Here is a 12250-nt window from a genome sequence, read left to right as displayed (position 1 = left end):
CGGCTGAGACGAGAGAAGGCAAGTCCCATGAATTTCGCCCCGCTGCCCTCGGTGGACGCTGCCTCCGTGCCGGCCGATGCCCTGGTGCTGGATGTCCGGGAGGACGACGAGTGGGTGGCCGGTCATGTCGAGGGCGCCCTGCACGTTCCGATGAGCGATTTCGTGGCGCGCTTCGGTGAGGTGACGGAGGCGGTGGCCGATGGGCGCCGCGCGTATGTGATGTGTCGCGTGGGCGGTCGGTCGGCGCAGGTCACGCAGTACCTGGTGCAGCAGGGGATCGACGCGGTGAACGTCGACGGCGGCATGCTCGCCTGGGACGGTGCCGGGCGTCCGATGGTGACGGACAGCGGTAGCCCGGCCTTCGTCCTCTGAGCGGTTCGCGGATTCGCCCCTGAGGGGTCCGCGGGCTTCGCGGGGGCGCTTCAGGTGAGGGGGTGGGCGGCCAGGAGGTCGCCCAGGGCCTCCTCGTGGGCCGCGGCGGGACCGAGGGAGAGTTCCAGCTGCTTGGCCCAGGCGTGGTAGCGGTGCAGGGGGTAGTCGGTGTCGGCGCCGAAGCCGCCGTGCAGGTGCTGGGCGGTCTGCACCACGCGGCGTACGCCTTCGGACGCCCAGATCTTGGCGACGGCGATGTCGGCGTCCGCGGGGAGGGGGCCGCCGGCCGAGGTGCTGATCCGCCAGGCGGCCTGCCAGAGGGTGACCTCCATGGCGCGCAGGTCGATGTAGCGGTCGGCGGCCTGGACGGCGACGGCCTGGAAGGTGGCGACGGGGTGGCCGAACTGTTCCCGCTTGCCGGTGTACCGGCTCGTCATGGTGAGGACGGCTTCGCCGAGGCCGAGGGCGAGGGCGCAGGTTCCGGTGGCGAGGACGGCGCGCAGCCATTCCCAGGCGCCGTCGGTGTCGATGACGGAGTCGGCGTCGAGGCGGACGGAGTCGAGGTGGAGCTCGGCGAGGAGTTCTCCGCTGGTGGAGTACTGCTCGGCGAGGGTGAGGCCGTCGTGGGTGCGGGGCAGCAGGGCGAGGACGGTGCGGCCTTCGGCGGTGTGGGCGGGGACGGCGATGAGGTCGGCGCCGTGAGCCCAGGGGACGGCGCTCTGGAGGCCGTCGAGGATCCAGTGGGCGCCGTCACGGAGGGCGGTGACGGCGAGTTCGGCGGGGTCGTGGCCGCTGCGGCCGTTGGAGGCGGCGGTGAGGACGAGTTCGCCTCGGCCGACGCGGGGCAGGAGGTCGGCGGCCGTGCGGCCGGTGGCGTACCTCTCGACGGTCATGGCGACGGCGCTGGTTTCCAGCAGGGGGACGCGGGCGAGGACGCGGGCGGATTCGCGCAGGACGAGGCAGAGCGCGATGGTGTCGAGGCCCGCGCCGCCGTGTGCGGGGGTGAGGACGAGGCTGAGGAGGTCGGCGGCGGCGAGGCGGGACCAGAGGGGCCGGTCGATGTCCTCGGCGACGGCGCCCGGGGTGAGGGCGGGGCTGGGTACTCCGTCGGGCGTGACGTCCGAGAAGACCGCCCGGGCCGCCTCGACTGCCGCCTGCTGTTCCTCGGTGAAGGTGAAGTCCACAGCCTTTCCCTCCCGTTGCTGCCCGATACCGGTTCGTGACGGCCCGTCGCCTGACAGGCCGTCAACATAGAACACGTTCTAGGCGATGGGAAGGGCTGCGCGTGGAAGGGCGGCGTCAGCGGTCGAAGTCCAGCTCCACTTCCGCGGTGGCCGGGTGGGACTGGCACGCCAGGACGTATCCGGCGTCGGTCTCCTCCGGCTCCAGGGCGAAGTTGCGGTCCATCCGCACCTCGCCGCCGACCAGGAAGGCGCGGCAGGTGCCGCACACCCCGCCCTTGCAGGCGTACGGGGCGTCGGCGCGGGCCCGCAGCACGGTGTCGAGGAGGGTCTCCCCCTCCTGCACGGGCCAGTTGCCGGAGCGGCCGTGCAGGGTGGCCGTCAGTGTGGCGTGGACGGGCGCGTTCGCGGTGGGCGCCGAGGCGGGTGCCGAGCCGTCGTCGACGTGGAAGATCTCCTGGTGGATCCGCCCGCGTTCCACACCGAGTCCGCGCAGAGCGCGCTCGGCGCCCTGGACGAGGCCGAAGGGGCCGCACAGGAACCAGCCGTCGATCTCGTCGACCGGCAGCAGGGCGGGCAGCAGGGCGGTGAGCCGTTCCTTGTCGAGCCGTCCGGACGGCAGGCCCGACTGCTGCTCCTCGCGGGAGAGGACGGTGACGAGCTGGAAGCGGTCGGGGAAGCGGTCCTTGAGGTCGGCCACCTCGTCGAGGAACATCGTGGAGGACGCGGTGCGGTCGCTCCGGACGAGGCAGAACCGGGCCTCCGGTTCCTGGGCGAGCAGGGTGGCCGCCATGGAGAGGACCGGGGTGATGCCGCTGCCGCCGACGATGGCAGCGAAGTGCCCGGGTCGGGGCGCGAGGAGGAAGCGGCCCATCGGCTCCATGACCTCGATGGTGTCGCCGACGGCCAGTTCCTTGAGCGCGTACGTGGAGAACTCGCCGCCGTCGACAAGTCGGATGCCCACGCGCAGCACGGGTTCCTGTCCGGCCGGGGATGCCGGTGCGCAGATCGAGTACGTGCGGCGGATCTCCTCGCCGTTCGACGCGGTGCGGCGTAGGGCGAGGTGCTGGCCGGGGGTGTGGCGGTAGGTCTCGCGCAGCTCGGGCGGGACCGCGAAGGTGACGGCCACCGAGTCGTCCGTGAGCTGCTCGACGTCGCTCACCCGGAGCGGATGGAACCCAGCCCGTCCGGCGCTTGAGGGCAACATCTACAACTCCTTGAAGTGGTCGAACGGTTCGCGGCAGGCGACGCACCGGCGCAGCGCCTTGCACGCGGTGGAGGAGAAGCGGCTCAGCAGCTCGGTGTCGGTGGAGCCGCAGTGGGGGCAGCGGATCGCGAGGGTGAGCGGTACCGGTCCTCCGGCGGGGCCCTGCGGGCGGGGCGGCGCGATCCCGAAGTCGGCGAGTTTGCGCCGGCCTTCCTCGCTGATGTCGTCGGTCGACCAGGCGGGGGCGAGGACGGTGACGACGGACACCTCCTGGACGCCGTGGTCGTGCAGCGCGCGCTCGATGTCCGAGGACATCGTCTCGATGGCGGGGCAGCCGGTGTACGTCGGGGTCAGCGCGATCTCGACCTTGCCGGGTCCGAGAACCCGCGCCCCCCGCAGGACGCCGAGCTCCTCCAGGGTGAGGACGGGCAGCTCCGGGTCGGGAACGGCGCCGGCGATCCGGCTCAGCTCCTCCTCCAGGGCTGTCATGGTCACCATGTCGCGCCCGGGTGGCTGCGGTGCAGATGCTGCATCTCGGCGAGCATCCTTCCGAAGGACTCGGTGTGGAGCCCTTGTCGGCCGGCGCCCGCGCTCCAGGCGCCGCCGCGCGGCCCGTCGGGGAGGGTGAGCGTGGCGCGTTCGAGGACGGCGGTGACCGAGTCCAGCCAGGCGGTTTCCATGGCCTTGTGGTCGATGTCGAGTCCTTCGACGGGCTGGAACAGTTCGCCGGTGTAGCGCCACAGGGCGTCGCAGGCGCGCTGCATCCGGTCGTGGCTCTCGGTGGTGCCGTCGCCGAGGCGCAGGGTCCAGTGTTCGGCGTGGTCCTGGTGGTAGGCGACTTCCTTGACGGCCTTGGCGGCGAGGCCGGCCAGGGGGCTGTCGCCGGTCGCCAGCCGGGCGTAGAGGAGCCGCTGGTAGGTGGAGAAGTAGAGCTGGCGGGCGATGGTGTGGGCGAAGTCGCCGTTCGGCTGCTCGACGAGCTGGACGTTGCGGAAGGCCCGTTCCTCGCGGAGGTAGGCCAGTTCGTCCTCGTCTCCGACGAGGGAGAGCAGGACCCGGGCCTGGCCGAGCAGGTCGAGGGCGATGTTGGCGAGGGCGACGTCCTCTTCCAGGACGGGGGCGTTGCCCGCCCACTCCCCCAGCCGTTGGGCGAGCACCAGTGCGTCGTCGCCGAGGGCGAGTGCGGCCTCCGTGGTCAGTGCGGTGTCGCTCACAGGTGCTTCACCCCCTCCGGGATGTCGTAGAACGTCGGGTGCCGGTAGGGCTTGTCCGCCGACGGTTCGAAGAAGGGGTCCTTCTCGTCGGGGGAGGAGGCGGTGATCGCGGTGGAGGGGACCACCCAGATCGACACGCCTTCGTTGCGGCGGGTGTAGAGGTCGCGGGCGTTGCGCAGGGCCATTTCCGCGTCGGGTGCGTGCAGGCTGCCCGCGTGGGTGTGGGACAGTCCGCGGCGCGATCGCACGAACACCTCCCACAGGGGCCATCCGTCGGTGGTCATGCCCGTGCCTCCCCGTCCTGCTGGTCCGCGCGCGTGCCGCGCTCGGCGTGCTCGGTGTTCTTGTCGTGCGCGGTGTGGCTGCCGTGCCCGTCGTGCCTGTCGTGCTTTTCGTGCTTCTCGGCGTAGGCCGCGGCGGCCTGCCTGACCCAGGCGCCGTCCTCGTGCGCTTGGCGCCGCTTGCTGAGCCGCTGTTCGTTGCAGGGGCCGTTGCCCTTGAGGACTTCCCAGAACTCGGTCCAGTCGATCGGCCCGAAGTCGTAGTGGCCGCGCTCCTCGTTCCAGCGCAGGTCCGGGTCGGGGAGGGTGAGTCCGAGGGCCTCGGCCTGCGGGACGGCGATGTCGACGAACCGCTGGCGCAGCTCGTCGTTGGAGTGCCGCTTGATCTTCCAGGCCATCGACTGGGCGGAGTGGGCCGACTCGTCGTCCGGCGGGCCGAACATCATCAGCGAGGGCCACCACCAGCGGTTGACGGCGTCCTGCGCCATCGCGTGCTGGGCCTCGGTGCCCTGGGAGAGGGCGAGCAGCGCTTCGTACCCCTGCCGCTGGTGGAAGGACTCCTCCTTGCAGATCCGGACCATCGCGCGGGCGTACGGGCCGTAGGAGCAGCGGCAGAGCGGGACCTGGTTGGTGATGGCCGCGCCGTCGACCAGCCAGCCGATGGCGCCGACGTCGGCCCAGGTCAGCGTGGGGTAGTTGAAGATCGAGGAGTACTTCTGGCGGCCGGAGTGGAGCTTGTCGAGCAGCTCGTCGCGGCTGGTGCCGAGCGTTTCGGCGGCGCTGTACAGATACAGGCCGTGGCCGGCCTCGTCCTGCACCTTCGCCATGAGGATCGCCTTGCGCCGAAGAGAGGGCGCGCGGGTGATCCAGTTGGCCTCCGGCTGCATGCCGATGATCTCGGAGTGGGCGTGCTGGGCGATCTGGCGGACGAGGGAGGCGCGGTAGGCGTCGGGCATCCAGTCGCGCGGCTCGATGCGTTCGTCGGCGGCGACGGCGGCGTCGAACGCCGCCTCATAGGCGTCCTGGGGCGCTGCCGTGGCCACGGCCGTGGCTGGGCCCTGTCCGGCCCGCGCGTCCTGTGCGTCCGCGGTCGCTGTTGTCGCTGCCGTCCCTGCCGTCATCTGATCCCCTACCGACCGATCGTTCGGTTGAATGACTTCAATGGTGGGTCGGCGGCCCGTATGGTGTCAACCCTGTGGATAACGCGGTGGGCCGATCGGGATCGGGGCGGGATGGACGCGTACGACGACGAGGATGTGCGTGAGGAGCCCCGCGCGGGCGCCGGCATCGCCTCACTGTCGCTGCCGTACCAGGTCGTCGCCGCTGTCGCCCTTGCCGTGATCGGGGTCTTCGCCTGTGCCCACCTCGCGATGGTGTTTCTGCACGTCGCGCCCTCGAACACGCTGACCAAGCAGCATGGCGAGGCGGTCGACGGCTGGGTCTACCCCGAGTTCGAACAGAACTGGAAGCTGTTCGCGCCCAACCCGCTCCAGCAGAACGTCGCCGTCCAGGTGCGCGCCGAGGTCGCCGGCGACGACGGGGGCCGGCGCACCACCGGCTGGATCGACCTGTCCGCGCAGGACGCGGAGGCGATCCGCGGCAGCCTGCTCCCCAGTCACGTCGACCAGAACGAGCTCCGCCGGGCGTGGGACTTCTACCTCAACTCCCACACCGACGACCACCGGCCCAACGGTCTGCGCGGCCGGCTCTCCGAGAGCTACATGCGCCGGATCGTGATGCTCCGGCTCGGCGAGCAGGATCTCGGCGGCACGGTGGAGCGGATACAGCTCCGCTCCTCGGCGCGCGCGATCCCGGCCCCGGTGTGGAGCACCGAGAAGATCGACACCGAGCCGGTGTACCGGGAGGTTCCCTGGTGGACGGTGAGCACGGCCGATCTGCCCGGCCGGGCGCGGGACGACCGTACGGAGGCGGACCGGTGAACCGACCAGCAGGGGCGGCACGCGGCCGCGACGCCCGTGAGCCGTTCGACCGCCGGCTCGCCCGGGGCGTCCAGCGCGTCACCGCGTCGGCCCTCGGCCCGTACCAGACCGCCATCGTCCGGATCGGCTTCTCGCTCACCTGGCTGCTCTTCCTGCTGCGCGAGCTGCCCCACCGCCATGAGCTCTACGGGCCGGACGGCCCCTGGTCGTGGGAGATGGGACGGCAGTTGATCGCCGACAACAGTGCCTTCACGGCGCTGATGTGGTCGGACGGCCGGCTGTGGTTCGAGATCGTCTACGGACTCGCCGTGCTCTCCGCCGTCCTGCTGCTGCTGGGCTGGCACACCCGCGCCGTGTCGGTGGTCTTCATGGCCGGGGTGCTGTCGCTGCAGAATCGCTCCATCTTCGTGGGGGACGGCGGCGACAACGTCGTGCACCTCGCCGCGATCTATCTCGTCCTGACCCGCTGCGGGCAGGTCTGGTCCCTGGACGCCCGCCGAGCCGCACGGCACGAGCGCGAGGCCCGTTCCGCCCGTGAAGCCCGTGAGGCCGGCCACCACCCGCCCCCGTGGCCGCGGCGCGATGTCGTGGGACCGCTGCTGTGGACCGTGCTCGGCGGCTTCCTGCTCGCCGCCACCGCCTTCTCCGGCGTCACGGGTGAGCCATGGCTGCTGGTGCTGTTGTGGGTGCTGTGGCTGGGGCAGGCGCTGTGGTGGCTGGTGTGCCGTCACGCGTCCGGCGAGCCGCGCACGCTCCTCGACGTGCTGGCCAACCTCGTCCACAACGCCACGCTCGTCGTGATCATGGCCGAGGTCTGTCTGATCTACGCCACGGCCGGCTGGTACAAGATCCAGGGCTCGCGCTGGCAGGATGGCACCGCGCTGTACTACCCGCTCGAGCTGGACTACTTCACCCCCTGGCCCGCCCTCTCCGACCTGCTGGGCTCCAGCGGGGTGATGGTGATGGCGCTGACCTACGGCACCGTGCTCGTCCAGGTCGCCTTCCCCTTCACGCTCTTCAACCGCAAGGTCAAGAACGTCCTGCTGGTCGCGATGATGCTGGAGCACGCGGGGATCGCCGTGCTCCTGGGGCTTCCCGTCTTCTCACTGGCGATGATCTCCGCGGACGCGGTGTTCCTGCCGACGGCGTTCCTGGTGGGCCTCGGCGCGGCGGTGGGGCGCGGCCGGGACCGGCTGCTGTCGCGGCTGCCCGGCGGTGCGGTGCCGAAGCAGCGCCGTGCGGGTGAGGAGCCGGCCCCCCGTACCCTCGTCGGGTGAGCACCACCGACGAGAACCCCGAGGCCGGCGGGTCGACCGAGCCGATCCAGTACGACGACGGGTACGCGCCCGAGGTCGGTGTCGGTCCGCACCCGCAGCCCTGGCCCCAGGGCGTGCGCTACGACCCGGAGCTGCTGGCCGGCGGGGACCGGCGCAATGTCGTCGACCGGTACCGGTACTGGACACGCGAGGCGATCGTCGCCGACCTGGACACCCGGCGTCACGACTTCCACGTGGCGGTGGAGAACTGGGGTCACGACTTCAACATCGGTTCGGTGGTGCGGACCGCCAACGCCTTCCTGGCCAAGGAGATCCACATCGTGGGGCGGCGGCGCTGGAACCGGCGCGGCGCGATGGTCACCGATCGCTACCAGCATGTGCGCCACCACCCGGACACCGAGTCGCTGACGGCGTGGGCGGCGACCGAGGACCTGCCGATCATCGGGATCGACAACCTGCCGGGCGCGGTGCCCCTGGAGCGGACCGTGCTGCCGCGCCGCTGTGTGCTGCTCTTCGGCCAGGAGGGGCCCGGTCTCACGGAGGAGGCCCGCAAGCACGCGCTGATGGTGTGCTCGATCGCCCAGTTCGGTTCGACCCGGTCGATCAACGCGGGGGCGGCGGCCGCGATCGCCATGCACGCGTGGGTGCAGCGGTACGCCGAGATCACGGTCGATGGGGAGGCCGGCGCGACCGGGGCGGGCGCGGAGGCCCCGTAGGGCCCCCGCGCGCGGGCCTCACGCCTGGCGGCGGACCTCCACCACCCGGAAGCGGTTGGAGACGAACGCCCCGTCGCACAGGGCCGCGTTCGCGGCCGGGTTGCCGCCGGAGCCGTGGAAGTCGGAGAACGCGGCGGTCTGGTTGACGTAGACCCCGCCCGTCAGATTCAGCGAGAGCTGGGCCGACTCCTCCAGGCAGACCTCCTCGACCGCGCGCTCGGTGTCGGCGGACGTCGTGTACGCGCCGACCGTCATCGCGCCCTTCTCGCGGACCGTGCGGCGCAGCAGCTCGAGCGCGTCGGCGGTCGAGTCGACCGATACGGCGAAGGAGACCGGGCCGAAGCACTCGGAGAAGTACGCCGCCTCCGCGTCCGGCTTGGAGCCGTCCAGCTTCACGATCACGGGCGTACGGACGACGGCGTCCGGGAAGTCCGGGTTGGTCACCTCGCGGGAGGCGAGCGCCACCTCGCCGAGGCCCGCCGCGGCCTCCAGGCGCGCCTTCACGTCGGGGTTGACCAGGGCGCCGAGCAGGGCGTTCGCCCGGGCGTCGTCACCGAGGAGGCCGCCGACCGCCGCCCCGAGGTCGGCGACGACCTCGTCGTACGACTTGGGGCCCGCGTCGGTGGTGATGCCGTCCCGGGGGATCAGCAGGTTCTGCGGGGTGGTGCACATCTGGCCGCTGTACAGCGAGAGGGAGAACGCCAGGTTGGACAGCATGCCCTTGTAGTCGTCGGTGGAGTCGACGACGACCGTGTTGACGCCGGCCTTCTCGGTGTAGACCTGCGCCTGGCGGGCGTGGGTCTCCAACCATTCGCCGAAGGCGGAGGAGCCGGTGTAGTCGATGATCCGGATCTCGGGGCGGACGGCGAGGGTCTTGGCGATGCCCTCGCCGGGCCGCTCCACGGCCAGTGCGACCAGGTTCGGGTCGAAGCCGGCCTCGGCGAGGACCTCACGGGCCACCCGGACGGTGAGGGCCAGCGGGAGAACGGCGCGCGGGTGCGGCTTGACCAGGACGGGGTTGCCGGTCGCGAGGGAGGCGAACAGGCCGGGGTAGCCGTTCCAGGTCGGGAAGGTGTTGCAGCCGATCATCAGCGCGATGCCGCGGGCGACCGGGGTGAACGCCTTGGTCAGCTCCAGCGGGTCGCGCTTGCCCTGCGGCTTGGACCAGTCGGCGCTGCCGGGGGTGCGGGTCTGCTCCGCGTACGCGTACGCCACCGCTTCGAGGCCGCGGTCCTGGGCGTGCGGGCCGCCGGCCTGGAACGCCATCATGAACGCCTGGCCGCTGGTGTGCATGACGGCGTGCGCGAACTCATGGGTGCGGGCGGAGATCCGGGCGAGGATCTCCAGGCAGACCAGGGCGCGGACCTCGGCCCCGGCGTCGCGCCAGGCGCCCATGCCGGCGCGCATGGCGGGCAGCAGGACGTCGATGTCGGCGTGCGGGTACTCCACACCGAGCGCGGGGCCGTACGGCGAGATCTCGCCGCCGGTCCAGCCGTCCGTGCCGGGCTGGTCCAGCTCGAAGCGGCTGTTCAGCAACGCCTGGTACGCGGCGAGGCCGGCGGACGCGTCCAGCGAGCCGTTCTCGCCGTACGCCTTGGGGTGCTCGGGGTGCGGCGACCAGTAGGCGCGGGTGCGGATGGTGTCGAGAGCCTGGTCCAGTGTGGACCGGTGCGTCGCGGCCAGGTGGTCGGTGGTCAGCTGAGCGGCGGCCATGGGCGCAACTCCTCGTCGAGCTGTGCAGGGGCAGGCGGACAGAGTTAGAGTAACCGAACGATCGGTCGGGACAAGGGGGTCTGTCGAAGCTGTGGACAACCCATCGGGGAGGATCAGTCGTATGACCGCCAATGCGAGCGACGCCGTGCCGGACGCCTTCCCGGACACCGTGCCGGACACCCGGACCGACGCCATCGACCGGAGCCGTACCGTCGCCGTCGTCGGCACGGGGACCATGGGCCAGGGGATCGCCCAGGTCGCTCTGGTCGCCGGCCATCCCGTACGGCTCTACGACAGCGCTCCCGGCCGGGCCGAGGCGGCTGTGACCGCCCTCGCCGCCCGCCTGGACCGGCTGGTCGAGAAGGGCCGGATGGACCCGGCCGAGCGGGACGGCGCGATCGCCCGGCTGCACGCCGCGGCCGACCTGACGGAGCTGGCCGACGCCGCGCTCGTCGTCGAGGCGATCGTCGAGGAACTCACGGTCAAGCAGGCGCTCTTCGCCGAACTGGAGAAGATCGTCGGCGACGACGCGCTGCTCGCCACCAACACCTCCTCCCTCTCGGTCACCGCCATCGCCGGAGTGCTGCGACTGCCCGGCCGGTTCGTCGGGCTGCACTTCTTCAACCCGGCCCCGCTGCTCCCGCTGGTCGAGGTCGTCAGCGGCTTCGCCACCGACCCGGCCGCCGCCACGCGCGCGTACGCCACGGCGAAGAGCTGGGGCAAGACGCCGGTGCGCTGTGCCGACACCCCGGGCTTCATCGTCAACCGCATAGCCCGGCCCTTCTACGCCGAGGCGCTGCGGGTGTACGAGGAGGGTGCGGCCGACCCGGCCACCATCGACGCGGCCCTGCGCGAGTGCGGCGGCTTCCGGATGGGGCCCTTCGAACTGACCGACCTCATCGGCCAGGACGTGAACGAGGCCGTCACCCGGTCCGTGTGGGACTCCTTCTACCAGGACCCCAAGTTCACCCCGTCGCTCGCCCAGCGCCGACTGGTCGAGTCGGCGCGGCTCGGCCGCAAGTCGGGGCACGGCTGGTTCCCGTACGGGGAGGGCGCCGCGGCCCCCGAGCCGCACACCGCACCGCCGGCCGAACCGCCGGCCTCCGTGGTGGTGCAGGGCGAGATGTATCAGGCCGAACCTCTGGTCCGGCTGCTGCGGGAGACGGCCGTCGCCGTCGAGTTCCGGCAGGACGCGGTGCCCGGCTACCCGGGCTGGATCGAGCTGCCGAGCGGGACCCGGCTCTTCCTCGCCGACGGCACCGCCGCCGACGACGCGTCGATGCCGGTCATCCACTTCGACCTCGCGCTGGACTACTCCACCTGCGAGCGGATCGTCCTCGCGCCCGCCGCGACCGTCGACGAGCGCTCCCTCCGGGAGGCGATCGGGCTCTTCCAGGCGGCCGGCAAGAAGGTCAGCGTCATCAAGGACATCCCCGGGATGATCGTCGCCCGTACGGTCGCGATGCTCGCGGACTTCGCCCTGGACGCCGCCACGCGCGCGGTGGCGGACGCGGACGACATCGACACCGCGATGCGGCTCGGCGTGAACTATCCGCGCGGGCCCCTCGCCTGGGCCGAGGAGCTGGGCGCGGGCTGGGTCCTGGAGACGCTGTCGAACCTCCACGAGGAGTACCCGACGGGCCGGTACGCCCCTTCCCAGGCGCTGCGGCGCCTGGTCGCCGCCGAGTCGGTCTCGGCGGAGGCGGACTCGGCCGATGGTGTGGAGCCGCTCGCGGCGGGCGAGGAGAGCTCGTCATGACCACCGCGAAGCGTGACACGTACACGCCCGAGACGCTGCTCTCCGTCGCCGTTCAGGTCTTCAACGAGCGCGGCTACGACGGCACGTCCATGGAGCACCTGTCCAAGGCCGCCGGCATCTCCAAGTCCTCGATCTACCACCATGTCGCCGGCAAGGAGGAGCTGCTGCGGCGGGCGGTCAGCCGGGCGCTGGACGGGCTCTTCGCCATCCTCGACGAGCCGGGGGCCGGACAGGGCCGGGCCATCGAGCGGGTCGAGTACGTCACCCGGCGCACCGTCGAGGTGCTGACGGCGGAGCTGCCGTACGTCACGCTGCTGCTGCGGGTCCGCGGCAACACCAGGACCGAGCGGTGGGCGCTGGAACGGCGCCGGGAGTTCGACCAGAAGGTGGCCGAGCTGCTCAAGGCGGCGGTGGCCGACGGGGATCTGCGGGCCGACGTGGACATCCGGCTCGCCACCCGGCTCCTCTTCGGCATGATCAACTCGCTGGTGGAGTGGTACCGGCCGCACCCGGGTGCCGACGCGGAGCGCGAGCAGCTGGCCGACACCGTCGTCCACCTCGCCTTCGACGGGCTGCGCACGGCGCGCTGA

The 12250-nt window shown here is 71.8% G+C and carries 13 protein-coding genes; 6 read left to right on the top strand and 7 right to left on the bottom strand.

Annotation, left to right across the window (positions count from 1 at the left end; translation table 11 throughout):
* Positions 1–27 precede the first annotated feature (27 nt).
* On the top strand, positions 28–372 hold the full coding sequence (locus ABZY12_RS04830) for a rhodanese-like domain-containing protein (RefSeq protein ID WP_356887171.1): 345 nt from the start codon (positions 28–30) through the stop codon (positions 370–372).
* Between the two features lie 50 nt (positions 373–422).
* Here ABZY12_RS04830 and ABZY12_RS04825 read toward each other — a convergent pair whose 3' ends face one another.
* The 6 genes from ABZY12_RS04825 to paaA form a co-directional block, all read right to left on the bottom strand.
* A complete protein-coding gene (locus tag ABZY12_RS04825) occupies positions 423–1556 on the bottom strand; it encodes an acyl-CoA dehydrogenase family protein (protein WP_356887169.1) in 1134 nt (377 codons plus the stop codon).
* Positions 1557–1671: 115 nt separating this feature from the next.
* Positions 1672–2760 (bottom strand): 2Fe-2S iron-sulfur cluster-binding protein, encoded by a 1089-nt coding sequence (locus ABZY12_RS04820; protein ID WP_356887167.1) that lies wholly within the window; start codon positions 2758–2760, stop codon positions 1672–1674.
* Positions 2761–3258: a 1,2-phenylacetyl-CoA epoxidase subunit PaaD gene (gene paaD, locus ABZY12_RS04815; protein ID WP_356887165.1), complete on the bottom strand. Its 498-nt coding sequence runs from the start codon at positions 3256–3258 to the stop codon at positions 2761–2763.
* Entirely contained in the window at positions 3252–3974 is a 723-nt protein-coding gene (gene paaC / locus ABZY12_RS04810; protein ID WP_356887163.1) for a 1,2-phenylacetyl-CoA epoxidase subunit PaaC, read from the bottom strand. Before paaC ends, paaD begins: the two co-directional genes overlap by 7 nt.
* Positions 3971–4258 carry a 1,2-phenylacetyl-CoA epoxidase subunit PaaB gene (paaB, locus tag ABZY12_RS04805; RefSeq protein ID WP_356887161.1) on the bottom strand — a complete coding sequence of 96 codons (288 nt, stop codon included), beginning with the start codon at positions 4256–4258 and terminating at the stop codon, positions 3971–3973. Before paaB ends, paaC begins: the two co-directional genes overlap by 4 nt.
* On the bottom strand, positions 4255–5376 hold the full coding sequence (gene paaA, locus ABZY12_RS04800) for a 1,2-phenylacetyl-CoA epoxidase subunit PaaA (protein ID WP_356887159.1): 1122 nt from the start codon (positions 5374–5376) through the stop codon (positions 4255–4257). The genes paaB and paaA overlap by 4 nt, the downstream gene beginning before the upstream one ends.
* 111 nt (positions 5377–5487) lie before the next feature.
* Between paaA and ABZY12_RS04795 the strand changes: the two genes are divergently transcribed.
* The 3 genes from ABZY12_RS04795 to ABZY12_RS04785 are packed head-to-tail and all read left to right on the top strand — an operon-like array spanning position 5488 to position 8188.
* The gene (locus tag ABZY12_RS04795) at positions 5488–6195 is read left to right on the top strand and encodes a DUF5819 family protein (RefSeq protein WP_356887157.1); all 708 of its coding nucleotides are present in this window, start codon (positions 5488–5490) and stop codon (positions 6193–6195) included.
* Complete coding sequence (locus ABZY12_RS04790; protein WP_356887155.1) at positions 6192–7472, top strand: HTTM domain-containing protein; 1281 nt, start codon at positions 6192–6194, stop codon at positions 7470–7472. The genes ABZY12_RS04795 and ABZY12_RS04790 overlap by 4 nt, the downstream gene beginning before the upstream one ends.
* A complete protein-coding gene (locus ABZY12_RS04785) occupies positions 7469–8188 on the top strand; it encodes a TrmH family RNA methyltransferase (protein ID WP_356887153.1) in 720 nt (239 codons plus the stop codon). Before ABZY12_RS04790 ends, ABZY12_RS04785 begins: the two co-directional genes overlap by 4 nt.
* Positions 8189–8206: 18 nt before the next feature.
* Here the strand turns inward: ABZY12_RS04785 and paaN are convergent, their stop codons facing one another.
* Positions 8207–9901: a phenylacetic acid degradation protein PaaN gene (paaN, locus tag ABZY12_RS04780; RefSeq protein ID WP_356887151.1), complete on the bottom strand. Its 1695-nt coding sequence runs from the start codon at positions 9899–9901 to the stop codon at positions 8207–8209.
* Between the two features lie 121 nt (positions 9902–10022).
* On the opposite strand from paaN, the gene ABZY12_RS04775 reads away from it, so the two are divergent.
* Together ABZY12_RS04775 and ABZY12_RS04770 are read left to right on the top strand one after the other, a co-directional pair.
* The gene (locus ABZY12_RS04775; RefSeq protein ID WP_356887149.1) at positions 10023–11660 is read left to right on the top strand and encodes a 3-hydroxyacyl-CoA dehydrogenase; all 1638 of its coding nucleotides are present in this window, start codon (positions 10023–10025) and stop codon (positions 11658–11660) included.
* Entirely contained in the window at positions 11657–12250 is a 594-nt protein-coding gene (locus ABZY12_RS04770; protein WP_356887147.1) for a TetR/AcrR family transcriptional regulator, read from the top strand. The genes ABZY12_RS04775 and ABZY12_RS04770 overlap by 4 nt, the downstream gene beginning before the upstream one ends.

The sequence above is a fragment of the Streptomyces sp. NPDC006551 genome (assembly GCF_040611675.1).
Lineage (GTDB): Bacteria > Actinomycetota > Actinomycetes > Streptomycetales > Streptomycetaceae > Streptomyces.
The sequence above is the reverse complement of the archived record's forward strand: the minus strand, read 5'-3'. Positions and strand labels throughout refer to the sequence as shown.